Genomic DNA, 25311 nt, shown 5'->3' on the forward strand with positions numbered 1-25311 from the left:
TATCTTCCATTAAAAAAACGAAGATGAAAAAAGTATATTTTTTATTTTGCATTTTATATGCTTGTTTTATATATAGTCAAAACACACCTAAACCCCTGATAATTTTTAATGGCAAAAATATAGGTTACAAGAATCCAGAAGATGTTTTGAAAACGATAAAAAAGCAAGACTTAGCGAACCTAGGAATTTTTAAGGGAGATACTGAAGACGCTATAAAAAAATATGGTTCAAATTCTGGTGTAGTTGTAATTACAACCAAAAAATTTATTTTAGATACATTTTACAAAAATAATATCGAAAATTCCCCTTTAAAAAAGGAAATTCCAACGACCGATATTTTATCTAAAATTGGTATAATAATAAGTAAGGCTGAAAATAAAAATCAGCCTTATGAAGAACTTTCGAAATATATAAATATTGATCTTTCTGATGATACTGTCCTGAAAATTGCATCAATTACTTTTATAAAACCTGTTGATGCGGTTAAAATGAACCGTGATTGGAAATTTGGAGCTATAGAAATTATGTCAACTCTTGATAGATAATTTACCCAAGCCAAGATTTAAAATCCTGCACTTTTTCACGACTTACAACTACCTCATCATCTTTGTAAGTTGGTAAAATTACTTTTAGACGAGAATTGGTATAAACCTGAATTTCTTTAATTGCTTTTAGCGGGACAATAAATTTTCTACTTACGCGGAAGAAATCCTTTTTGTCAAGTTCTTGTTCTAAAATTTCTAAAGTAGAATCAATTAAGTAATCGCGATTGTCGCACGTATGAATATAAGTTCCCTTGTTTTCGCTGAAAAAACATTCAATTTCTTCTGTGGTAATGACTTTTAAATGCTGACCAATTTTAACTGTAAATCTCTTTTTATAAGTCTTCTCAAATGGATTTGAAAGCATTTGGCGAATCTGCTCAAAGTCAAGCTGCAAATTAGAACTTACTGTTGCTGCTTTTGGAAGACGCGATTTAAATTTTGAAACTGCTGTTTCCAAATCATCTTCATCAATTGGTTTTAAAAGATAATCGATACTGTTGAGTTTAAAAGCTTTTAACGCATACTCATCATACGCAGTTGTAAAAATGATAGCACTTTTAATATCTATCTTTTCAAAAATTTCAAAAGACAAACCATCTGATAATTGAATATCTAAAAATATCAAATCGGGATGCTGGTTATTCTTAAACCATTCGATAGATTCTTCAACCGAGTGAAGCATGGTTTCTACCTTTACATCTAACTTTTCAAGTTTTCTTTGCAGCAATCTTGCAGCTGGTTTTTCGTCTTCTATAATTAATGTGATCATTTACTATATTGTAAAAATTTGAAAAAATATGAATTCAAAGTTACTCCCATTTATTTTTATTTGAATTATCTCTATCCATATATTTTTGAATTTTCTTTTCCTCCCAGTCTGAACCAAAAAACCATTCTGAACCAAAAACGGATAATGCGTGAGCAGCTAAACCAATTCCCCAAAAGAAAGCAGTTGAATACGTATTCCATTTTGATAAACCGCTAAAATCGATTCCGTCTGTTAGATTATTTCTAGTTAAACTAGACAAAATGATAATAATGTTCACAATGATAAATACTCTTAAATGCCCGTAAAAACCTTTTATTTTTTTTACTTTTTTGTATGCAGCGTTGTAACTTTCATCTGAACTATATTCGCCAGAATGCTGCTGTGCATATGCTTCGTACATTTCTTTTCTAAAACGTCCCATGTTTTTTATTTTTTTTAAATACTTATTTCCACTTATTTTTATTCTGTTTTTCCTTCTCCATTAGTTCCTTGATTTTTCTTTCTTCCCAATTTTTTCCTAACACAGGGAAAATTTCAAAAACCTTTAATCCATGAAAAACTACTCCTACTCCCCACCACAATAATGGCCAGAAAAACCATAAATATTGCGGAGATGTATATAAGTTTATAAAAATCAAAATCGCATTTACTAATATGAAAGAGAGGAGATTTCCGTAAAATCCTTTTATATTTTCAACCTTTTTTCGCGCTTGAATATATCTTTCTTCTTCGTTTAAATTCATTTCCATGATTACTCCCATTTTTGTTTTCTATTTCGTTTATCTAAAATACTTTTTACTTTACGTGCTTCCCATTCATCATCAAAAATTTTGAAAGAGGTAAACACATCGATCGCTGATCCAATCACTACTGCAGACCACAAAATCATTACTATATTATTTAAAAGTTTAATCGGAAATACATTTAAAGGCAATTCTGTATATTCTTTTAAAAGGAAAATAGTTAACCCGACTGCGTAAAAGAACAACTGCTTGTAGAAAGACTTTAGCTTTACAACTTTTCTACTTGCCATTTGCTTCAGTTCCGGTTCTTGCTGCTCATTATCAAATTTTGGTTCCATAATTATTCCCAAGTTTTTTTATTTTTTTCTTTCTCAAGAATTTCTCTGATTTTTTTCTCTTCCCATTTTTTATTAAAGAAAGGCGGAAAACTAAAAACTTTCAATCCGTGCAAAATGACAGCCATTCCCCATCCCATCAAACACCATATAAACCATAAATATCCTGGAGAAGTCATAACATTTACCACAATTACAATTGGATTTACCAGTAAATAAACTGTCAAATGCTCATAAAACTCTTTTATTTTTTTTACTTTTTTTTGAGCATCATAATAACGGTCTGCTTCTGTAAAATCTTTTTCCATGATTATTTCCAGTTTTTTTGTTTGTTATCTTTTTCTAGAATTTCTCTAATTTTTCTTTCTTCCCAATCTGAACTATAGCCAAAAACTTTAAAAGCATGCATGGTTATACCAAATCCCCAGCCTAAAGCAGAAAACCAAAACCATTGAAATCCAGGTGAAAATCTTAAATTAATAAAAACTAAAAGCGGAACCACACAGCAATAGGAAATAATATTGGCATAAAATCCTTTCAATTCTTCTACTCTTTTTTTGGCTCTATAATAGGCTTTTGCTTCGTCATTATAATCTGCACTTGTTTCCATAACAGTAATTTGTTTTGTTAATATTGGAATTTTAACAGTGAAATTTTTATCGTCTTGCTCTACCATCACTTTTCTATCCGTTATAATTCCATAACGATTTACAATATTTTGCAGTCCAACTCCTTGTCTGTCCTGCAAAACTTCTTTTTTCTGAAGATCATTTTGAATGGCCAAACAATCCTTGTCAATAAAAATTCTAATATGCAGTGGTTTTTGTTCACTTACCACATTGTGTTTCACCGTATTTTCTAATAAAAGCTGTAATGAAAGCGGTACTACTTTGGCATCTGGATTTATATTTTCTGTTGGGAGCTCGTAGAACAAGCTATTTTCGAAACGCATTTTTAACAGATTCATGTAGGTTTTTGCAAATGACAATTCATCTTCAACAGAAACCAATTCTTTATCTTTCTGCTCTAAAACATATCTGTAAATTTTAGACAAGGAAGTTGTAAAGCGCTGTGCATTATCTGGATTTTCTTCAATTAAAGAACTTAAAACATTTAAGCTGTTAAAAAGAAAATGCGGATCGATTTGATTTTTTAAACTTTCGAATTTTGCATTTGCTGTTCCAGCGATAATTTTTTGCTGCGTTATTTCAAATTTTGAGGCTCTTTTCCATTTCACCATAAAACTTCTGGCCTGCATAAAAGTCGAAACTCCTAAAGATAAAATGATATAAAAAAGATGAACCCATAACATTCTTGCTCCAAAAAACACCTCTAAAGTCACATTTTGCAAGACAACGAAAATAAAATAATTTATTCCTAAAACTACAGGAACTGTATAAAGAACAGTTACCAATATTCCGTAATAAACCCTCAGGTTTGTTTGTTCGAGCCAATCCCATTTTCTATCCAGAAAAACATTGATAAATCCGTTACCAAAACCCAAACCGAAAGAATAAAGACAGCTTATAAAAAAAGTTAAAAGAACGTTTGTAACATTTAAATCATCTCCTAAACAAGCTGAAAATATTACCGCAAATACCATTGCAATCTTGAAACATGCGATAGTTCCGTTTTTTAAATCAGAAAATGTTCTTCCGTCATCTTTCATATAATCAGCTTAATTTATTTTATTATTTACAAGTTTTTTGAACTTCCAAAGCTCTTTCTAATCCCCATTTTGGAGAAAAAGGCGTTGCAGGTTTAAAAGTATTAAAAAGTTCAATAGATTTATCAACTTGCACACATAAAGGTTTTGTATCAACTCCTGTCCATTTTGCGCCTCCTAATTGGTAATCAGCTTCACCAAAAACTGCTCTTGGGTTATTTGGATCAATTGCTTTTGCTTTTGCATAAGCTTCCATTACCTTTCCAGAATATTTCATTCCGTTTGTCATTGGGTCGGCAACAACATATCCTGTGTAAATTAAAGCCTGTAAAACATATAATTCTGAATTGTTTTGGTCTTTAAGAAATTCAACATCCAAAGCATCTTGCGCTTTTGTTAAAAGCAAATCGATTTTTGTTTTATCTTTTTCAGTAAAAACCGATAATGTATTTACTAAACCAACATAATAATTAGGAAGCCAGCTTGTTTTTTCAGCAGCTGCGATTCTTTCAAACATGGCAGAAGCTTCAGCATTTTTTCCTTCTTTCCAAAGTCCGAAAGCTTTGTTCATTCCTTGTTCAAATTGTGTTTGTGCAGATAATAAACTGCAGATAAATAACGTAATAATGGTGATAATTTTGGTCATGATTTCTTTTTTTTAAGGTTATAAGGTTTTGATTTACTGAGATTCTAAGTTTTTTTTGGTTCTAAGTAGATAAGCTTCTAAGTTTTTTCTTAGTATCTTAGAAGCTTAGCAACTTAGTACCTTCTTTATTATACTTCAAAAGTATTACGGTTTTTACTCTTTTAAAATTAAATGATACTGAGTTGTTGATTTTTGTTACTGAATTGTTTTTTTTTAAGGGGCAGAGGTTCAGAGGTGCAAAGGTTCAGAGGTTTTCTCTACTTGCTTTCAAAAAACTTTGTTCCTTTGAACCTTTGTTTTTTTTTTAAGGGGCAGAGGTTCAAAGGAGCAAAGGTTCAGAGGTTTTCTCTACTTGCTTTCAAAAAACTTTGTTCCTTTGAACCTTTGTTTCTTTTTTTAAGGGGCAGAGGTTCAGAGGTTTTCTCTATTCGCTTTTTAAAAACTTTGTCCCTTTGAACCTTTGCTCCTTTGAACCTTTGTCCCTTTGAACCTTTGCCTCTCTGCACCTAAAAATCTACAAATTTTTAAGCTGATTCTCATTTTTATTCTGGCTGATTGTCCAAAAGAAGCCCACGAAGAAAAATCGGTCTGCGGTTGGAACTACTGCTTGTCTTTGATAAACACCGGCTTGATCTGGCGTTCTGGCGTAATCGTATCCAAAAACATTTTGTGTTCCTAAAATATTTGAAACCGAGAAATAAAGGATTTTTTGAGTTGTCAATAAATAAGCCCAGTTAAAGCTCAAACTATTGTATGCTTTGGTTTTTCCGCTCATAAACTGTGTTTGGTTCGGATCATTGTACGGACGACCTGTACTGAAACTATTGGTAAAACCAATCTGCGATTTCCAGTCTGTGATAAAATATTTCGTTACAACAGATAAATTATGATTGGCTACAAAACTTGGAGTCGCCATATTTGGGAAGTTTTTGTATTGTCTTTCTGAATCGATATACGAATATGAAATCCAGTACTCTAAGTTTTTGTACAAATTACTGTCTCTCCAAAGTAAATCGAAACCTTTTGCATAACCCGATCCGTTGTTATTGAAAACCGAATTGTATTGAATGTCTCTTGTATCGTATTGAACTAAATTGCTGTAATCCTTATAATATAATTCTGTTCTAAGCAGTTGTCCAGGTTTTGTAAACGTATAATTCAAAATATAATGTCTCGCTTTTTCACTTTCAAATTGATGGTATTTTGAAAATTTGATATAATCTACAACTGGTGTCTGCGAAAAATCTCCGTAAGCAAATGAAAACTGACTGCTTTTTGAAACTTTGTATGCCAATGATGCTCTTGGCGCAATATTGTTTTCGTTTAATAAACTATTATTCGAATATCTCAAACCAACTTTCATTGCTAATTTTTTAGAGAATAAAATATCCCCTTCTGTGTAAGCAGCAAAAATGTTCGAATCGTAACCATTTGTAACAGCAATAGAACTATTGTCGTCAAAATTTTCAGTGAATTTTGTAATAAAATAATCTGTACCGAAAGATAGTTTAAAGTAATTCGAAACTTTTTTTGTCACTTTTAATTTCAACTGCGCAGCATTTTCATTATTGTCAATATCACTACTATCATACTTCAATTTATTTTTACTATAACCGTAACTAATTCCAGACGTTAACTGCCATCCTGTCCCGATAGTTCCCTTGTATGAAGAATTCAAATAAAAATTATTATTGTTCATATCAGTTCGAATCGGATTTTCAAAATTGATGTTTTTCTGATTTAAATCGAATTTCTCTGAATCGAAAGAAGCATATAATTTAAAGATTCCATTTGTAAATTTGTATCTGTAAACCGTTTCTCCTCCAAGCGATTGATAGGGATTGTTCCAATCTACATTTTGAGGAATTGCCGCTTGATAAGGCGCTAAATTGATGTATGCCATATTTACGCTCAAAGTACTTTTTTCCCATTTTTGCGTATTTCCTAAACTCAAACCAACTGTCATTAATCCGATATCTGTTTTTTCATGATCTTCTTCATCATTAGTATTCAAAAGCAAAACACTAGATAAAGCCTCGCCATATTCAGCCGAATAACCTCCGGTAGAAAAAGCAATTCCGCTAAATAAGAAAGGAGAAAAACGGCTTCTAGTTGGCAAATTATTAGTTGTCGCTCCGTACGGCTGCGCTACGCGAATTCCGTCAACAAAAGTCTGTGTTTCATTGGCTTCTCCTCCACGTACAAACAAACGTCCGTCTTCACCAACACTTTGCGTTCCTGGTAAAGTCTGCAAAGCCGCTACAATATTTCCGGCAGACCCTGCAGTTGTTACAATATCTAATGGTTTTAAAACAGAAACTCGAGCTTTGTCTCCAGATTCCAAAGTTCCAGCAGTAATAACAACCGCATCGAGAGCGTTCATGTTTTCTCTTAATTTTATGGTTTGATTTTTATAATTACTAACATCAATTTCTGTTTTGAAGGTTTCGAAAAGTAAAAAACTAATTATGATAAATTGATTTCCTGTCGTGGTCGTCTCAAAAGAAAATTCTCCCGTTTCAGAACTTGTTGCTCCGTCGTAAGTTCCGTCAATATAAATATTAGCGCCCACAACTGGTTTTCCTTTTTGGTCTACTACTTTTCCAGAAATAGTATTCTGAGCAAAAGAAAAAACAGTTAGTAATAATAAAATAAAAGTAATTCTGGTTTTCATGATATTGGTTTTTGATGAAGCAAATGTATTTTAACAAATTCTGTTAAAAAATATATAATAACCCAATTGTAGAATTTTGCGGATGAGTTGTAAATTCCTAATTCGTATATTAGCTTTTGTTTCCTTATTAATAAAAAGTCAATGAATATTGCTATAGCACAAATAAAATCAGTAAAAGGAAATATTCCTGCTAACATCCAAAAACATATTGCATTTATTAATCAGGCTTCTTTGCTTAAAGCTTCTTCTATTTTTTTTCCAGAACTTTCTTTAACTGGCTATGAACCAGAGCTGGCTAAAGATTTGGCTGTAAATCTAAATGACAATCGACTTGATGTATTTCAGGAAATTAGTGACTTAAAAAAGATTACTATTGGAGTTGGAATTCCAACTTTAAGCCATGAAGGAATTTTAATCAGCATGTTGATTTTTCAACCTGAACAACCTAGATTTCTGTATTCAAAACAACAGCTTCACGAGGATGAATTTCCTTATTTTGTAAATGGAAAAGATCAGGTTTTAGTTAATATTGAAGATGAAAAAATAGCACCCGCAATTTGTTATGAAAGTTTACAAATAAATCATGCCGATAAAGCCGTCGAACTTGGAGCACAAATTTATATTGCAAGTGTTGCTAAGTCTAAAAATGGGATCGATAAAGCATACGCATATTATGCAGAAGTTTCTAAAAATTATAAGATTCCCGTTTTAATGTCAAATTGTATTGGAGAATGTGACAATTTAGTGAGTGCGGGCTGTAGTGCTGTTTGGAATAAAGAAGGAAAATTAATGGCTCAATTTGATAATCAAGAAGAAGGTATAATTATTTTTAACACACAAACAGAAAAAGTTACAAGACAAATTATTTAACGAATTTTATTTTTTTATACCTTTAAAAATCAAACAATTAAAACAAGCATCATAATGTCAGAAAGCAAAAGAATTTCAAACTTATATCAATCCATTTATAACGGAAATCCGTGGCTTGAAGTTAATTTAGCCAGTACTTTAGAAAATGTAACGGCAGATCAGGCTTACAGAAAAGCAAATCCAAATCTTAACACGATTTGGGAAATTGTGAATCATCTGATACAATGGAGAAGAAATATTTTGGAGCGCATGCAGGGAGAAGTAACGATCACACCAGATCATAATTATTTTGTACCCGTTTTAGATCAGTCAGAAGCTGCGTGGGAACAATCACTGCAGACATTGGCAAAATCGCAGGAATCATGGAATGCCTTTTTTCAAGATTTTAATGATGAGGATTTAGCTAAAATATATGTCAACAATGGTCATACATATTACGAACATCTTCACGGAATTATTCAGCATGATGTTTATCATTTAGGACAAATTGTTATTTTGAAAAAGCTTCTTTAATAGGATTATGACAGAAAAAGAAAAAATGATCTCTGGCGAATACTACAACGCCTTTGATCCAGAATTATTAAAAGGCCGCCGCGCTGCCAAAAATCTTTTGCACAGCTTAAATGTAAAAGAATACAGAGTTACCAAAAAAGCAAAAGAAATTTTAAAAGAATTGATTCCGAATTCCGGAGCAGGTTTATATATCGAACCGCCATTTCATTGTGATTATGGTTATAATATTTTTTGCGGTGACAACGTTTACTTTAATGTGAATTGTGTTGTTCTAGATTGCGCGCCCGTAAATATTGGCTCAAATGTATTTATTGCTCCCAATGTTCAAATTTATACTGCATCACATCCGCTTGACGCCGAATTACGAAAAACGCTGGAAAATGCTTATCCTGTTACTATTGGAGACGATTGCTGGATTGGCGGGAATTCGGTTATTTGCCCTGGTGTTACAATTGGAAAAGGCTGTGTGATCGGCGCTGGATCTGTTGTAACAAAAGACATTCCTGACAATTCATTAGCTGTTGGAAATCCAGCAAAAGTGATTAGAAAATTAAACCAAGAACCTGAATCAAAAAAATAATGCTTACCCTTAACAAAGTTCATCACATTGCCATTTTGTGCTCTGATTATCAAAAATCTAAAACCTTTTATACTGAAATTTTAGGTTTAACAATTATAAGAGAAATCTACCGCGAAGAACGCCAGTCTTACAAATTAGATCTGGCTTTAAATGGTTCTTATATTGTAGAGTTATTTTCATTTCCAAATCCGCCGCAAAGACCTTCTCGACCGGAAGCCGTTGGTTTAAGACATTTGGCTTTTGAAGTGATTAATCTAGAAGAAACGATTGCTTTTTTAGATTCAAAAAACATCGAATCAGAACCTATCAGAATTGATGAAACTACAGAAAAGCGCTTTACTTTTATCGCAGATCCTGATTTACTGCCGATTGAGTTTTATGAAAGATAATTTTTTTTCTGCCGCGAAGGCGCTAAGACGCTAAGGATTTTGTTTTATCTGTTGATCTCAAATTTTTCTTTTATGTAGTCCTGAGGAACAAAAAATTACACACGGAAATCTACAAAGGTTTACAAATTTCTGTACGGACATACTAGTGTGATTCTTCGTTCCTCAGAATGACAAAAATTAGATATTCCAAAAAAACAGAACAAAAAATTTGTGTCTTCGCGACTTTGTGGCAAGAATATTTACCTGAAAGAATTTTCCTGTTTTTATTAGTTTTAACACACTATATTACGATTTTCCTATAAAAAACCGAATTTGATTCTTAATTTTGTAATCCGCATAAAAAAAAATGCGAATTCAAATTTACTTCTGATGAACAAAACGGCGCAAATCAAAAAAAATCATCAATTTATTAAGTTCCGAAAATTAGTTATTGTTTCTATTTTAATTGGCTTTCTTTCTGCCTTTCTCGGAATTTCACTAAAAAAAATTACTGAATATTACGAAGAAATCTTTTTCCACGAAGTATCAGTTCATCCTCTATTTTATATCATTTTTCCAGTTTTCGGATTATCTGTTATTTATTTTCTAAGACAGTATCTTTTCAAGAAAAAAGAAAATAAAGGAATCAAAGAAGTTTTTGAAAGCACCAGTTCGAGATCTAAAAACTTACCTTCATATAAAATTCCATCTCACTTTATAAACGGATTATTGACTGTTATTTTCGGAGGTTCAACTGGAATCGAAGTTTCTACAGTTGTTGCTACAGCCACAATTGGTTCGGTTGCCCACGAAAAAGAAAATGTTTTCCGCCAATATAAAACTGAATTAATCTGTGCGGGTGTTGCAGCGGGAGTTACAGCACTTTTCAGCAGTCCGATTGCGGGAATTTTATTTGCTTTTGAGGTGATTTCAAGAAAAGTAACAAGAGCATTTATCATTTCAAATGTAATTGCTGTTTCGATTGCTTTTGGTCTACTTACAATTTTAAAAGAAGAACCTTTATTTGCCGTATCTATTACAACTTGGCATTTAAAAGCAATTCCTTATTTTATTCTATTAGGAATTTTAGCTGGAATGAATTCTGTTTATTTAACCAAATGTGTTTTATTTTTCAAATCTCAATTCGGAAAAATAAACACTCATTATTATAAAATCATTATCGGATCTGCCGTATTAAGTATTTCGCTTTTTATTTTCCCCCAATTATATGGAGAAGGTTATCACGCTATAAAAGGGATCTTTGGTTCCAACCAGCTTCCATTAACCATTACATTAGCAATGACTTTTATCGGAATATTGATTTTAAAACCAATTGTAACTTCTATCACGCTGGCTTCTGGTGGTGACGGCGGTGTATTTGCTCCAAGTTTATTTATCGGAGCATTTTTAGGATTATTATTGGCATCAATCTTAAACAGCTTTTTCCATGTAAATGTAATTCCCGTTAACTTCATGATTATTGGAATGGCAGCGGTTTTAAGCGCCAGCATACACGCACCTTTTACAGCAATATTTTTGGTCTGTGGCTTAACGAATGATTATACTTTGTTCCTGCCAATACTTGTAGTTTGTTTGATTTCAAAATACACTGCAAAAACGATTTACCCTTATACTGTTTATAGTTACGCCCCAAGCTTAACAAAATAAAAAGAATTTTTAAGTCCTAAATTTCGCAGATTCTAAAAGATTTTTAATCATTTTGATCTGCGAAATTTACGGCAAAAAATACCACAACGAATATTTTACTTATGCCCACTCCAAAAATTAAAAGAAGCTATCGCAAAACACGTTATATTCTTTACAAAGAAACTTTAATCGATTTTAAAGAACATTTTTGGTCGTTTTTAGGATCTTTTGTCGGAATCGGAATTTTGGCTTACGTACAATCGCTTCATTTTTCAGGAAGTGATGCCGTTTATTTAATTGGTTCTTTCGGAGCGTCGAGTGTTTTAGTTTATGGAATTATTCAAAGTCCATTTTCGCAGCCTCGAAATCTGGTTGGCGGTCACGTTATCTCTGCGCTTGTAGGCGTAACGGTTCACAAACTGGTTCCAGATATTATGTATATCGCGGCGCCATTGGCCGTTTCGATTGCTATTATTTTAATGCAGATTACCAAAACACTTCATCCGCCTGGTGGGGCAACGGCTTTAATTGCAGTTATTGGAACCGAAAAAGTAAAAGCTTTGGGCTATATGTATGTGCTTTCGCCTGTTTTAAGTGGCGTTCTTATTCTACTTTTAACGGCTTTGATTTTTAATAATATGACTTCGACCAGAAGTTATCCAAGTCACAGTTCGTATCACAAACATTATCACAACATACGAAAGAGATTAAAAGGGAAATTATAATTCTAGATTAGTCTCCTGAAAGCATTTGAAAACCTTACTGTAGACTATGATTATCCTTAAAACCTACAAGGTTTTGGAAACCTTGCAGGTTGGAAGACGTGTTTATCAATTGGAACGTGGGCTTCTCCCGAATTCTCGGGATGCTCAGCCTGACAATCGGAATGTGCTCAGCCTGACAACAAAAAAATCTTTTCAACAAATCGTAATTCGAGATTCGTATTTCGTTTTTTATATTTTACCTTTGACCTCTCAATAAAAACAAATATTATGGTTTATAAATTTAGAGTAATTCTAGACGCCGAAGAAGATATTTTTAGAGACATTGCGATTCTTGAGGAAGATACCCTTGAGGATTTACATAATGCTATCTTCAACGCTTTTGGCTTTGACGGATCAGAAGTCGCTTCATTTTATACTTGTGATGAAACTTGGAATCAAGAAGATGAAATTCCGCTTTTTGATACTGGAGATGTTCCTGGCGAAATAAGAACCATGAATGATTATCCTTTGTCTAGTATCCTAGATCGCGAAAACACTAAAATTATCTACGTTTACGATTTCATCAGTATGTGGACTTTCTTAGTTGAATTAGCCGCAATCGAAGATGAAGCCGTTGGAGCTGTTTATCCTGAAACTTTATTTTCTCACGGCGAAATGCCAGATGAAGCTATCGAAAAAAACTTTGAAGCGGATATGCACGATGATATCTACGGAGAATTTGAAGATGATTTAGACGAAGACGATCTTGACATGTTCGAAGGCGATGACAGCTTTGAAGATTACGGATTTGAGGAGAATTGGAATTAATTTTTTTTCAGGTTCAAAGGATCAGAGGTTCAAAGGGTCAGAGGTTTTTCTTTTAAATCTTCGACTTAAAATTATAGGAATATTTTTATTTTTGTGTTTAATTTTTTAAATATCAAAAATGAAAACTTTTCGAGACCTTTTAATCTGGCAAAAATCTATGAACTTAGTTACCGAAATTTACCAATTAACAAATTCATTCCCAAAAGAAGAAATTTATGGACTATCTTCCCAAATTAGAAGATGCTCTATATCAATACCGAGTAATATTGCTGAAGGATATGGAAGAGACGGGAATAGTGATTATTTACGATTTTTAAATATCTCGATTTCATCATTATTTGAAATGCAGACTCAGCTCGAAATTTCTTTCAATCTAAAATATATAACCGAGTATCAATTCACTAAAATAAATGGAGAAAGCAGAGAAATAGAACGAATGTTAAGTGCTTTTATCAGAAAAATAAAAGACAGAAAATAACCTTTGTCCCTTTGAACCTCTGCCACTCTGAACCTAAATAAAAAAAATGATCAACCTATTCAACACCCACATCGAGACGCTTTCTATACACCGCGTAGGAAACAAAAGCCGTAACGAAGCCATTTTTTTATCAGAACAGCCATTTAATCTAAATGATGAAATTGTGCCTTTGATTAAAGAATACTTTTTTAAGCCTTTTCGAGAAAAAGAAGAAAACTATTATCAGTTTGCACACGAAGTGGACTTGGACTACAACGACATGTTTAAATATGCAACTGAAATTTTTGCTGATCCGGCAAATGTTCAGGAAGTTTCTAAAAACATTACAAAGCATTTATACGAGCAGTCAAATCATCCGCATATTAAAAACGGAGAGGTTTATGTAACTTATTTGACTAATCTAAGTATTGATAATAATGTAGTAGATGCAATCGGAATTTTTAAAAGCGAATTGCAGGCTGACTTTTTACAATTTGAAGAAAAAGACAGCAACCTGGAAATGATCTTGCAGCAAGGTATCAACTTGAGCAAATTAGATAAAGGATGTTTAATTTTCAATTACAAAAAAGAAGAAGGATATAAAATTTTAACTGTAGACAGCAACCGTTATGACGCGCGTTACTGGTTAGAACACTTTTTATCTGTTGATGCTTTTGAAGATGAAAATTTCATCACTAAAAAATATTTAAAATTCTGTCAAAACTTCGCAAAAGATGTTGTTTTGCCAGCAGAAGACAAGAAAGAGGAAGTAATGTTTATGAACCGATCTGTGAATTATTTCGCTAAAAATGATCAGTTTGAAGAGCAGAATTTCTTGAATGAAGTATTAGATAATCCAGACTTAATTCCTGAATTCAAAAACTATAAAGTTGATAAAGGAGAAAAATACAGCATCGAAGATGTAACCTCATTCCCAATTGCCAACGCAGCAGTTTCTGACGCTAGAAAATCGATTAAAAACGTTATTAATCTGGATACTCATATTCAGATTAAAATGGATTTTATCAACCCTGAAAGTGCAGAAAAATTTGTTGAAAAAGGCTGGGATGAAGAAAAACAAATGTATTACTACTTAGTGTACTTCAACAAAGAAGAAAAAAGCTAAGAAGTTTTCATTTTTCTATTACTTACTTAAAACAGAAAACGGCAGTTACAAATGTAACTGCCGTTTTTTTATGCCCTAAATTCTATAGATAAATAATTTAGGAGGCTCAAAAACGCAATATCAAACCTATTATTCTATGACATCGGAGTTAATTTTTTGTTAAAACAAATGCGCTATTTTAGAAACCCTCTAGAATCAAGGGTTTTATCTATTGAATAATAAAGGAAAGAAATCGTAAAATACTGTTCATTCTTAATTTATCCTTAAATTTGCATTAAAAAATAAACTAAGATGGATATTCATTTTTACGAAGAAAGTCCTTTCACCACCATTATCTCATTTCATAAGCTAATTGAATCTTTTGAAGAAATTGCTTTATCAAATGTTGATTACAGATCAAATTACGCAAAAGCCATTTTACAACAGATTGAATCTATTCCGGAATTAAGGACAGGAATTCAAGATTATTCTGTTATTAAAGAAAATGAAGCTTTAATCAAAAATATTCTAGCTGATTTATTTCCTACAGCATTAACTCACAATGAAATAAAAGCGGTTACAATTCCCTTTCAAAACATCTCTTTTAACTATTCTGAACGTTTCAAAAAGATTTTGAAAAATGCTGGAGATGAATTTTACATGGAAATTCGTGATTTCGATGAACATCAATTCTACATTAATAACTGTTGTTTGATTTTGAGCAATTATTACAAACAACATATTGATTTCAACAAGCCATTTTTCTACGATATTCCAGACGAAAGTGGTGTCGAAAAACATTATCGTATTTTGTACAATGCTGATTTCATGGAAATTATTCCAACCGAAAATTCAATTCCTTTAACTCAGGAAGATATTGACCAGCTGATTGATAATTACAATGATATTAATCTATGGAAATCTAAATTCCCAAAAGGAAGCTGGATTTTAAGAGGTTTCGGAATTGTTTCGCTATTTGATGCTACTACCGAAAGTGCTATTTCTACCTTAAAAAGTAACTTATTGAAACCTGGTGTAAAAACCGTTACAAGTGATCAGGAAGTTTCTAATATTTTTCAGTCAATTTTTAATCTTCCCAATTTAAAAGTCGGATTTATTATTTACAATCCAGAAGAAGAGAAATTTATCAGACCAGTTAAATATGAAACCCAGCTTAAAAGTTTCTTACTTTCTTCGGATCAGGAAGTAGATTGCCGAAATGCCTTTTTTGGATGCTCATTTGAAAATCTGCTGGACAAAAAAGAACCTTTTGTTATTTCTAATGTTCAAAAATTCACAGACGAGTCAACGAATAAAAGACTTGGCGAGCATTTATTGAAACAAAATATTCACAGCTGTATTTTTGCTCCCGTTATTAAAGACGGCCATTTATTGGGTGTAGTAGAATTGGTTTCGGAAAAGGCAAGAGATTTAAATAGTGTCAATGCTACAAAACTAGAATTGGTTTTGCCGTATTTAACCGACACTATCGACCGCTACAATACAGATATGCAGCATCAGGTTGAAGCGATTATTCAGCGAGAATATACTACGATTCACCCGAGTGTTTATTGGAAATTCAAAAAAGAATCGCAGAATTACTTTCAGAATAGCAATCACACAAAAGATTATATTTTTAAAGAGATTGTGTTTAAAAATGTATTTCCACTATACGGACAAATCGATATTAAAAGTTCTTCTGAACATCGAAATGAAACAGTAAAAACTGATTTGAAAAGTCAGCTTACAGCGCTTTTGGAAATTTTCGATAATCAGGATCCAAATTCAAATCTGGTTCTTTTGGAACAAAGAAAATTTGAACTGGAATCGCTAAGAAGCGAATTGGATTTCCCTTTAAAAGCGGATACCGAACAACATATTCAACGTTATATTGAAGAAGAAATTCATCCAATACTTAAGAATACAAAAAGTAACGAAAAAAACGAAAAATTAGAAAAACTATACTTTGAAAGTCTGGACGAAAAAACAGGAATGTTTTATCATGAAAGAAAGAAATTTGACAATGCCATGTCTATTATCAATAAGAGACTGGCAACCGTTTTAGATAAAAAACAAGTCGAGGCTCAGCAAATTTATCCGCATTATTACGAGCGTTTTAAAACGGATGGCGTAGAACACAATTTATATATCGGAGCTTCGATTTCGCCGACAAAACCATTTGATATTATGTATCTGCACAATCTTCGTTTGTGGCAGTTACAGACTTTATGCGAAATGGAATTGGAACATCATGAATTGAAAGAGTCGCTTCCGTATGAATTGGATGTTACTTCGCTGATTCTGGTTTTCAGTGCTCCGCTTTCAATTCGTTTTAGAATGGATGAAAAACGCTTTGATGTCGACGGAACTTACAATGCTAGATATGAAGTCGTTAAAAAAAGAATTGACAAATCGAACATTAAAGGAACAAACGAAAGAATTACGGAAAAAGAAAAAATTACGATCGTTTATTCTCAAAACAGCGAAGAAGCAGAATATTTAAAATATATTAAATACTTGCAGCACAAGAAAATACTTGAGCCTTCGATTGAACAATTTGAAGTAGAAGATCTTCAAGGTGTTTCTGGTTTGAGAGCGATTCGTGTAAAAGTCATTAATAACATTTCAAATCCTGGAGTAAAAAAGATTACTTATCAAGATTTATTAGATGAGCTCAACTAAAAGCTAGACTTTTTTTATGAATTATTGAGTTTAAAGCTTTGTCAAAGTTTGAAACTTTGACAAAGCTGCTAAACTCATATACTTAAACTTTTAAATTGACTTAAAAGCAATTACAAAAGAGATTACTGTAATAATCAACCCGAACATAAAAAAGTTATAGGCAATTCGGAGTAAGTTGTATTTACGTTGTAAAACCAATCCTAGGTAATACAAGTCCTTAATCATTGTGGAGTACAAATAATCGCGGTCTTTCATCATTTCGTTCATAGCCCAGTCATAATCTTCAAGAGGCATTTTATAGAAATTTCCAAAAAACATTAAATTCACTTTTTTTGCTTCAACATCGCCCCGCGTAAAAAATCCAGAAGTTACTTTTGGTCTGGTCGAAAGAATGGCAAAAATGATTGTAATTACACTAGACATCAACATTATAAAAGTCGGAATAACCAAGTGCGCATTCTTCGGACTATCTAATTTTGGAATAATAGAAGATAAAGCAATCGAAATAATAATTGCGTTTACAGACAACAAAATATTGGCTTTACTGTCGGCAATGCCGCTTAAACGAGTATGATTTCCAAGTGTTACACGAAATAAAGTATCAATCCCTCGATCTGGTTTTTCTACTTTTTCTTTCTTTTTATTTTCTTGTTCAATCGCTGCAGCCGCTTTTAATTCCTGTTTATTTATTTTTTTCTGAATAAGAAGTAAGTTCTTTTCCTTTAAAGGCTGCCATTTTCTCAGCGCATAATCGGTGTAGAAACGGTGTTTATTCAATAAAAAATTCAAATTTTCTCTCGTCCATTCGGAATTAGAAAAACTTACAATTCCAGTATTCTTAAGCTCTAGACGCAATAATTCGCAGGTTGTCGTATATTCTTCTCCCATTAAATGGGCATAATCTGCGTCTTTGATTATTTTTTCTAAATGTGTTCTAGGCTCATATTCTTTGGCTGTAGCCAAAATCAAACTCGAAACAAGCGTTATAAACTCTTCCGATTTTCCTTTTTGATGTAAAAAATCAGCAGCTATTTTTGTACTTGCTTTTTCATGATTTTCATATCCTTCAATATATCCAGTGTCATGAAACCATGCAGCAACCAAAAGAGCCTCTTTATCCTCACCTTCTACATCTTCTTTCTTGCATAACTCTTTGACTGCTGAGAATACTGTAAAAGTATGGCTGAAATTATGATAAGAATATAAATTAGAAAGTTTATCTTTGAGTAAATTACTGACGAAATCTTCGGATTGTTCTATTAGATTCATAAAGAATATTTTTATACCACTAAATTATGAAATTGTTTTTGGATAATCATTTTATTGCAAAAATTAAAACAGGAACAGTTACTTTCGTACTGCTTTTCCTAGTTTATTCTTGCGCAACTCACAAACCGCAATACGGAAAAAATGTAAGCGCAAACGAAAATGAAAACGCAACTGATACTATAAAAATTGCACACACTTTTTATCTTGTCGGAGATGCTGGAAATGCCGATGAACTACAGGCACAGCAAACCCTAGAGCTTTTACATCAAAAGCTGAAAAAGGCGAATAAAAAGTCAACTCTGCTGTTTTTAGGAGATAATATATATCCTAAAGGCTTTCCGAGTGATAAAAATGCTGCAGATGTTGCTTTGGCAGAAACAAAGCTGACAAATCAATTAAATCTGGCTAAAGGTTTTAGAGGAAAAACAATTTTTATTCCCGGTAACCACGACTGGTACAGCGGTATTAAAGGTTTAGAACTACAGGCTGATTTTGTTACCAAACAACTTAATGATAAAAAAGCTTTCTTACCGAGAAAGTCTTGTGCCATTGAAGATGTCAAAATTGATAGTACTACTACGTTAGTAACTATTGACAGCGAATGGTTTCTGGAAGATTGGGATAATCACCCAACTATCAATGACAATTGCGAAATTAAAACTCGGGAAGATTTCTTTGACGAACTGGAAAATATCCTAAATAAAAATCAGGAAAAAACAGTTGTTTTAGCGATTCATCATCCTTTGTTAAGCAACGGAACACACGGTGGACAGTTTTCATTAGAAAAACAATTGTTTCCTTTGGAACAAAAAATACCACTTCCCATAATTGGCTCTTTTATTAATTTACTAAGAAAAACTTCTGGAGTGAGTCCGCAGGATATTCAGAATAAACAATATACGATTTATGCCAAAAGAATTAAAACGCTTTTGCAAAAGCAGAAAAATGTAATCGTAGTTTCTGGACACGATCATAATCTGCAATTTATCAGCAAAGAAAATATTCAGCAAATCATTAGCGGCGCTGGTTCGAAATCTGAAGCTGCGAGAGCCGTAAACGAAAATGATTTTTCGTACGGAGGAAATGGATACGCTGTTTTAACTTTATTCAAAAGCGGCGATACCAAAGTTTCTTATTATGGAAATGAAAATAATAAGGAGAAATTACTTTTTGAACGTGAAATTATAAAAGCCAAAGAAATTAACTGGGCAACGGATATTCCTAATAGTTTCCCTTCCAAAATTACAACTTCTATCTATTCAGCAAAAATGACCGATAAAAGTTTGTTCCATAAATTTTTATTTGGCCAGCATTACAGAAAATATTACAGCATGCCTATTGAGGCGAAAGTTGCTACTATAGATACTTTAAAGGGCGGTTTAAAACCTATTCGCGAAGGCGGCGGGCACCAATCTGTTTCTTTACGAATGTCTGATCCGAAAGGGCGCGAATATGTAATGCGCGGCATGAAAAAAAGTGCGACTGTGTTTTTACAATCTGTTGCTTTTAAAGATCAATATGTTGTAAATGAATTTGAAGATACTTATGCAGAAAATTTCTTGTTTGATTTCTACACGACTTCTCATCCTTACGCGCCTTTTGCAATTGGAAGCATGTCAGATCGAATTGGAGTTTTTCATACAAATCCCGTTTTATATTATATTCCGAGACAGAAAGGCTTAGGTGAATTTAATTCTGGTTTTGGAGACCAACTGTATATGGTAGAAGAAAGACCTGCGGATAATCATCTGGACGGTAAAAATTTTGGAAGTCCAACTAATATTATCGGGACAGATGATATGATGCTTAATCTTCATAAAGATGAAAAATATTCGGTTGATGAAAAAGAATATATAAAAGCCCGTTTATTTGATATGCTGATTGGCGATTGGGACAGACACAGCGATCAATGGCGTTGGGCAGAATTTAAAAAAGACGGTAAAGTAATTTACAAACCAATTCCGCGAGACAGAGATCAGGCTTTTGCGAAATACGATGGAACTTTACTTTCTATTTTAATGAACATTCCGGCACTTCGCCACATGCGTACTTTTAAGTATAAAATTGATAATGTCAAATGGTTAAGCAGGGAGCCTTATCCAATGGATTTGGCTTTTTTAAGAACTTCTGGAGAAAAAGAATGGCTCGAGCAGGCAAAATTTATTCAAGAAAATTTATCTGACAGTGATATAGAAAATGCTTTTAAAAGTTTACCAAAAGAAGTTCAGGACGGAACGATTAAGGAGATTATAGCAAAATTAAAAAACAGAAAAAGAGATCTTCAAAAATATGCATCACGTTATTCTGATGTGCTGAGTAAAACGGTTATGATTGCCGGAACTGATAAAAAAGACAAATTTGTTTTGAATCATAATGCTAAAAAAAGTATTGAAATTCAAGTTTTCAGAGCAAAAAAAGAGGGCGATGAATTGCAGTATACAAAAACAGTAACTGATGCCAAAACCAAAAATTTATGGATTTATGGTTTAGATGATAATGATATTTTTGAGGTAAAAGGAAATGAGAAATCAAGAATTAAAGTCCGCTTAATTGGAGGTCAGAACAATGATACCTATAATATTGAAAACGGAAGAAAGGTTATTGTTTACGATTTTAAATCAAAAGAAAACACTTATAATTTAGATTCTAAAACACAGACACAGTTAACTGACGATTATGATGTGAACTTGTATAATTACGAAAAACCAAAATACAATGTTGTTTCTGGTCTTCCAAATATTGGTTTTAATCCAGATGACGGCGTAAAAGTGGGTATTAATTTAAATTATACTGTTAACAATTTCAAACAGAATCCATATACTCAAAGACATGTTTTAAATGCTTTCTACTACTTTGCAACTGGCGGTTTAGAATTTAATTATGCAGCACATTTCCCAGGTTTACTAGGGAAATGGGTTATTGATGTGGAATCACTTTACACAACTCCAAATTTTGCCATGAATTATTTTGGTTACGGAAACGAAACCACTTATGACGATGATGAAGTTAGTTTGGATTATAACCGTGTTCGTATTCGTAAATTTAATGCTTCGGGTGCAGTTCGCCATGTTGGTCGATATGGAAGTGAATTTAGCATACAGCCAATTTATCAGAGAATGACGGTGGAAGAAACAGAAAATAGATTTATCGATACTCCTAACATTGTAAATCCAAATGTTTTTGATACTCAAAATTTTGGCGGTTTAAAAGTGAAATATCTTTTCAAAAATTCTGATTTTGCCGCGAAACCAAATTTAGGTATGGCTTTTATGATCGCTGCAACGTGGACTGCAAATCTGGATGAAACGGAGAAAAATTTTCCAACTCTGGAAAGTTTCTTAGGATTTACACATAAATTAGATAAAAATGGTAAATTGGTTTTAGCGACTTATGTTAAAGGTAAAGCCATTTTAAATAATAATTACGAATTCTATCAAGGGGCTACTTTGGGTGGCGATACGGATTTAAGAGGTTTTAGAAATGAACGCTTTTTAGGAAGTTCCTATTTCTCTCAGAGTTCAGATTTACGTTTAAGCTTGGGTAGAATCAGAAAAACGATTGCTCCTTTTACCTATGGCGTTTTAGGCGGTTTCGACTACGGAAGAGTTTGGCTGAACGGCGAAGATTCTAAAAAATGGCACCATGATTACGGCGGCGGACTTTGGTTAAACGCTATAAATATTTTAACTGCCAGAATCTCTTACTTTAAATCTCCTGATGAAATTGGAAGGGTGATTTTTGGAGCGGCATATAGCTTCTAGAAAAGGTTCAAAGGAACAGAGCGACAAAGGTTCAAAGTTTTTTAGCCACGAATTACACAAATTTTCACGAATTCTATTAAACAAAAATTAGTAAAAAATTGTGTAATTCGTGGCTAACTTTTTTTTCTATAAATAAAATCTTGTTCCCGAAGCTTCAGGATAGAATTTTACTTCAACTTATATTCGTACACATCTCCTCCTACTTTATTTGTTTTTTCATCGGCGATTAATAAAGTGTTATTGTCTTTAAAAACGATGGCTTCTTTTTGTGAAAAGTGATTAAGATTTAATTCTGTATGAGTTCCTTTGTGAAATAAATCGCCTTTAAAACCTTTAAATAAAAGCACTTTGTCATGACTCAATAAAGCAACTTTTTTTCCGTCTGGACTTATTGTGGCGCTTGTTAAAACACAATGATTGTAATTACTGCAGGTTTTGAATTCACCAATTTTAACCGCTTTTTGAGTTCCAGATGCATTTTTGATTTTGTAGATAAAAGCTGTCCCATCAAAACCTTTACTTCTGTTTTTTGTAAAAAGATAAAAGTAACCGCCGTGTTCAAAGAAACCTTCAACATCATAAAACAGTTCTTTTTTCTTTGGAGGAAATTCGGTTTGTTCCGGGTATGAAAATGAGATTTTATATTCGGCTTTAGCCAAATCTTTATTTAATTCTCCTTTAGCAACTTTATAAATACATAAATCTCTGCGTTCGTTATCGTTGTTTCCAAAATCACCTATGTAAATATTTCCAGATTTATCTTTCGTAATATCTTCCCAATCGACATTTGCGGCGTTAGAAATTGTAATTGTTTTTTCTAATTTACCTTTAGAATCAATGGCATAAATAGCATTTTTGTTACCGCTGTCTTCCAAAGTATAAAGTATATTGGTCTCAGGAAAATAAGTTATCCCAGAAACTTCTTTTAATTTTTTCGGAAGCGAATAAAGCGTTTTCAAATCACTGCCAGATTGCTGCTGGCAAGCTAATAAAACTATAGAAACTACTGCTAAAAAAGATTTTTTCATATAATTATATTTTTTTGTCATCGCGAGAAACGAAGGATGACGAAAATTCTAAACTAAGTTAGTGTTTTTAAAATTACGAGTAATAAATTCGAATGCTGCATGCATAATATGCCCCATCGATTTGGCATTTTTAAACTTCATATCATTTGTATAACGATATAATTCCATTTTCAATTGATTCAGATGTTCTTCTGTAGAAATTGTATCGTGGCACATTATGTTCAACAGTTTTTTAATTCTGTTTTCTGCCGAATGGATCCGTTTTGCCAAAATCGCTCTTTCCTCATCTTTATATTGAATAATAGAACGTTCTTCTAACTTTTCCTTAATGAGCTTAATCATTGGGGAATTCTCTTTGAAAAACTGCGGTCGATATACTTTAAAATTACCTTCGTAACATTGCTGGTCAAAGTCAATCGGGCGAATTTTATAAACTACCTGATCAAAATCGTGAATTGGGACAATAACATAATTATACGCCCGCATATCTCCTAAAAGACGAATCATGCATCGTTCGTTGAACTTAACGAACTCTTTTGCAATCTGTGCTTTTTCCATTTCAGAACAGCCGTCCAGCAGCGTATCCATAAAAACATCGCCAGGAATTCCAATAATATGTTCTTCAATTAAAGTGTCTTTATAAACCAAAAAGTTGATTTTATCCGGTGAAAGGATATCTTCTAATTCTAATCCGTAAATTCGAGAAGCATCGGCTTTTTTGATGTAAAAATGAACGTAATTATCGTTGAGGATATTTCGGACTTTAATCCTGAAAGGTTTCGAATTTCCGAAAGTACAATAATCAATGGCATCAATATTTAGAAACTGAATAATCTCGCTGTTACCATCGGAATGCAGCAGGGAGTAAATTCTTTTTAGGTTTAAATCAATTTCATTGCGTTCAAATTCGTTGTAATACACTCGAATCCAAAGTGTATCATTATCATATTTATCGTAAACGTTTACCGAGCCTGAAAAGCGAAGCAGATCATCATAAAACACAGAAACTTTAGAAATACGTTCGTATCGCTCCAAATAGTTTAAAAGTGACTGTGTTAAAGGATAAGAAGGTTTTTTTAAAACCATTAATGGCTCGCTCATTTTGAATATCTTTAGTACAAATTTACATCAATAGGATTAAAGTTTAATTTTAAAGTAACAAAAATCAACTTAGCTCGTCATACTAAAAACTAAAACCAGAAAAATTTGGAAACCATCTTAACCATTGAAAATCTGAATAAAAGATACGGCCGTATTCAGGCTTTAAAAAATGTATCTTTTACAATACAAAAAGGCCGCGTGTATGGCATTCTTGGCCCTAACGGAAGCGGGAAATCGACAACATTGGGAATTGTCCTGAATGTTGTTAATAAATCTTCTGGTAATTATCGCTGGTTCGACGGCAATATAGAAACGCATGAAGCTTTAAAAAAGGTTGGCGCTATTATCGAGCGTCCCAACTTTTACCCTTATATGACAGCTGAACAAAACCTGAAATTAGTTTGTAAAATCAAAAATATCGATTATTCTAAAGTAAACGAAAAGCTGGAATTAGTTGGTTTAAGCGAAAGAAAAGACAGTAAGTTCAGTACTTTTTCACTCGGAATGAAACAGCGTTTGGCTATTGCATCGGCACTTTTAAACGATCCTGAAATTTTAATTTTAGATGAACCAACGAACGGATTGGATCCGCAGGGAATTCATCAGATTCGAGATATTATTAAAAAAATTGCATCGCAGGGAACGACTATTTTACTGGCATCGCATTTGTTGGATGAAGTCGAAAAAGTTTGTTCGCAGGTAATTGTTTTAAGAAAAGGCGAAGTTTTATACTCTGGTCCTGTAGACGGAATGTCATCTAATGAAGGTTTCTTTGAAATTTGTTCTAATGATAATTTGGCTCTAAAATCTGTTTTAAGCGAACATAATGCTGTTGGGCAGATTAAAGAAGAGGATGGCAAATTATTGGTTTACCTCAAATCTGATTTATCAGCTGCTGAATTGAATCAATTTTTATTTTCTAAAAACATTATTTTAAGTCATTTAGTAAAACGTAAAAATAGTTTAGAAGCACAATTTTTAGAACTAACCAAAAACGCCACTATTCAAAAAAACTAAACC

The 25311-nt window shown here is 32.7% G+C and carries 24 protein-coding genes; 13 read left to right on the plus strand and 11 right to left on the minus strand.

Annotated elements, in window-relative coordinates; genetic code table 11:
• Nucleotides 1-23: 23 nt before the first annotated feature.
• The gene (locus BSF42_RS04375) at nucleotides 24-545 is read left to right on the plus strand and encodes a hypothetical protein (RefSeq protein ID WP_095951899.1); all 522 of its coding nucleotides are present in this window, start codon (nucleotides 24-26) and stop codon (nucleotides 543-545) included.
• Between the two features lies 1 nt (nucleotide 546).
• On the opposite strand, the gene BSF42_RS04380 is transcribed toward BSF42_RS04375, so the two are convergent.
• The 8 genes from BSF42_RS04380 to BSF42_RS04415 form a co-directional block, all read right to left on the minus strand.
• Entirely contained in the window at nucleotides 547-1314 is a 768-nt protein-coding gene (locus tag BSF42_RS04380; protein ID WP_095951900.1) for a LytTR family DNA-binding domain-containing protein, read from the minus strand.
• Nucleotides 1315-1354: 40 nt separating this feature from the next.
• Nucleotides 1355-1735: a 2TM domain-containing protein gene (locus tag BSF42_RS04385; protein ID WP_095951901.1), complete on the minus strand. Its 381-nt coding sequence runs from the start codon at nucleotides 1733-1735 to the stop codon at nucleotides 1355-1357.
• 22 nt (nucleotides 1736-1757) lie between these two features.
• A complete protein-coding gene (locus BSF42_RS04390; protein ID WP_253250977.1) occupies nucleotides 1758-2063 on the minus strand; it encodes a 2TM domain-containing protein in 306 nt (101 codons plus the stop codon).
• Between the two features lie 2 nt (nucleotides 2064-2065).
• Complete coding sequence (locus BSF42_RS04395) at nucleotides 2066-2395, minus strand: 2TM domain-containing protein (protein ID WP_095951903.1); 330 nt, start codon at nucleotides 2393-2395, stop codon at nucleotides 2066-2068.
• 2 nt (nucleotides 2396-2397) lie between these two features.
• On the minus strand, nucleotides 2398-2700 hold the full coding sequence (locus tag BSF42_RS04400) for a 2TM domain-containing protein (RefSeq protein ID WP_095951904.1): 303 nt from the start codon (nucleotides 2698-2700) through the stop codon (nucleotides 2398-2400).
• A 2-nt stretch (nucleotides 2701-2702) separates the two neighbouring features.
• Nucleotides 2703-4061 carry a histidine kinase gene (locus BSF42_RS04405; RefSeq protein WP_095951905.1) on the minus strand — a complete coding sequence of 453 codons (1359 nt, stop codon included), beginning with the start codon at nucleotides 4059-4061 and terminating at the stop codon, nucleotides 2703-2705.
• A 22-nt stretch (nucleotides 4062-4083) separates the two neighbouring features.
• Nucleotides 4084-4704: a hypothetical protein gene (locus tag BSF42_RS04410; protein WP_095951906.1), complete on the minus strand. Its 621-nt coding sequence runs from the start codon at nucleotides 4702-4704 to the stop codon at nucleotides 4084-4086.
• A gap of 514 nt (nucleotides 4705-5218) precedes the next feature.
• On the minus strand, nucleotides 5219-7378 hold the full coding sequence (locus BSF42_RS04415; protein ID WP_095951907.1) for a TonB-dependent receptor: 2160 nt from the start codon (nucleotides 7376-7378) through the stop codon (nucleotides 5219-5221).
• 141 nt (nucleotides 7379-7519) lie between these two features.
• Between BSF42_RS04415 and BSF42_RS04420 the strand changes: the two genes are divergently transcribed.
• The 10 genes from BSF42_RS04420 (at nucleotide 7520) to BSF42_RS04465 (ending at nucleotide 17132) form a co-directional block, all read left to right on the plus strand.
• On the plus strand, nucleotides 7520-8248 hold the full coding sequence (locus tag BSF42_RS04420; RefSeq protein WP_095951908.1) for a carbon-nitrogen hydrolase family protein: 729 nt from the start codon (nucleotides 7520-7522) through the stop codon (nucleotides 8246-8248).
• Between the two features lie 54 nt (nucleotides 8249-8302).
• Nucleotides 8303-8761 carry a DinB family protein gene (locus BSF42_RS04425; RefSeq protein WP_095951909.1) on the plus strand — a complete coding sequence of 153 codons (459 nt, stop codon included), beginning with the start codon at nucleotides 8303-8305 and terminating at the stop codon, nucleotides 8759-8761.
• 4 nt (nucleotides 8762-8765) lie between these two features.
• Nucleotides 8766-9341, plus strand: coding sequence for a sugar O-acetyltransferase (locus BSF42_RS04430; RefSeq protein WP_095951910.1), 576 nt, complete (start codon nucleotides 8766-8768; stop codon nucleotides 9339-9341).
• Nucleotides 9341-9730: a VOC family protein gene (locus BSF42_RS04435; RefSeq protein WP_095951911.1), complete on the plus strand. Its 390-nt coding sequence runs from the start codon at nucleotides 9341-9343 to the stop codon at nucleotides 9728-9730. The genes BSF42_RS04430 and BSF42_RS04435 overlap by 1 nt, the downstream gene beginning before the upstream one ends.
• Before the next feature lie 369 nt (nucleotides 9731-10099).
• On the plus strand, nucleotides 10100-11377 hold the full coding sequence (locus BSF42_RS04440) for a chloride channel protein (RefSeq protein ID WP_095952069.1): 1278 nt from the start codon (nucleotides 10100-10102) through the stop codon (nucleotides 11375-11377).
• Between the two features lie 101 nt (nucleotides 11378-11478).
• A complete protein-coding gene (locus BSF42_RS04445; protein WP_095951912.1) occupies nucleotides 11479-12081 on the plus strand; it encodes an HPP family protein in 603 nt (200 codons plus the stop codon).
• A gap of 267 nt (nucleotides 12082-12348) precedes the next feature.
• Nucleotides 12349-12888: a hypothetical protein gene (locus BSF42_RS04450; RefSeq protein WP_095951913.1), complete on the plus strand. Its 540-nt coding sequence runs from the start codon at nucleotides 12349-12351 to the stop codon at nucleotides 12886-12888.
• A gap of 118 nt (nucleotides 12889-13006) precedes the next feature.
• Nucleotides 13007-13366 (plus strand): four helix bundle protein, encoded by a 360-nt coding sequence (locus BSF42_RS04455; RefSeq protein WP_095951914.1) that lies wholly within the window; start codon nucleotides 13007-13009, stop codon nucleotides 13364-13366.
• A gap of 46 nt (nucleotides 13367-13412) precedes the next feature.
• Entirely contained in the window at nucleotides 13413-14471 is a 1059-nt protein-coding gene (locus BSF42_RS04460; protein WP_095951915.1) for a nucleoid-associated protein, read from the plus strand.
• 291 nt (nucleotides 14472-14762) lie between these two features.
• The gene (locus BSF42_RS04465; RefSeq protein WP_095951916.1) at nucleotides 14763-17132 is read left to right on the plus strand and encodes a GAF domain-containing protein; all 2370 of its coding nucleotides are present in this window, start codon (nucleotides 14763-14765) and stop codon (nucleotides 17130-17132) included.
• A 90-nt stretch (nucleotides 17133-17222) separates the two neighbouring features.
• Here BSF42_RS04465 and BSF42_RS04470 read toward each other — a convergent pair whose 3' ends face one another.
• A complete protein-coding gene (locus BSF42_RS04470) occupies nucleotides 17223-18401 on the minus strand; it encodes a Pycsar system effector family protein (RefSeq protein WP_095951917.1) in 1179 nt (392 codons plus the stop codon).
• Between the two features lie 26 nt (nucleotides 18402-18427).
• Between BSF42_RS04470 and BSF42_RS04475 the strand changes: the two genes are divergently transcribed.
• The gene (locus BSF42_RS04475) at nucleotides 18428-22162 is read left to right on the plus strand and encodes a metallophosphoesterase (RefSeq protein WP_095951918.1); all 3735 of its coding nucleotides are present in this window, start codon (nucleotides 18428-18430) and stop codon (nucleotides 22160-22162) included.
• 167 nt (nucleotides 22163-22329) lie between these two features.
• Here BSF42_RS04475 and BSF42_RS04480 read toward each other — a convergent pair whose 3' ends face one another.
• Together BSF42_RS04480 and BSF42_RS04485 are read right to left on the minus strand one after the other, a co-directional pair.
• On the minus strand, nucleotides 22330-23190 hold the full coding sequence (locus BSF42_RS04480; RefSeq protein ID WP_095952070.1) for a hypothetical protein: 861 nt from the start codon (nucleotides 23188-23190) through the stop codon (nucleotides 22330-22332).
• 48 nt (nucleotides 23191-23238) lie between these two features.
• Nucleotides 23239-24291 (minus strand): hypothetical protein, encoded by a 1053-nt coding sequence (locus BSF42_RS04485; RefSeq protein WP_095951919.1) that lies wholly within the window; start codon nucleotides 24289-24291, stop codon nucleotides 23239-23241.
• Nucleotides 24292-24396: 105 nt separating this feature from the next.
• Between BSF42_RS04485 and BSF42_RS04490 the strand changes: the two genes are divergently transcribed.
• A complete protein-coding gene (locus BSF42_RS04490) occupies nucleotides 24397-25308 on the plus strand; it encodes an ABC transporter ATP-binding protein (protein WP_095951920.1) in 912 nt (303 codons plus the stop codon).
• Nucleotides 25309-25311: the final 3 nt, after the last annotated feature.

This window comes from Flavobacterium sp. ACN6, assembly GCF_002304005.1.
Classification (GTDB): Bacteria; Bacteroidota; Bacteroidia; order Flavobacteriales; family Flavobacteriaceae; genus Flavobacterium.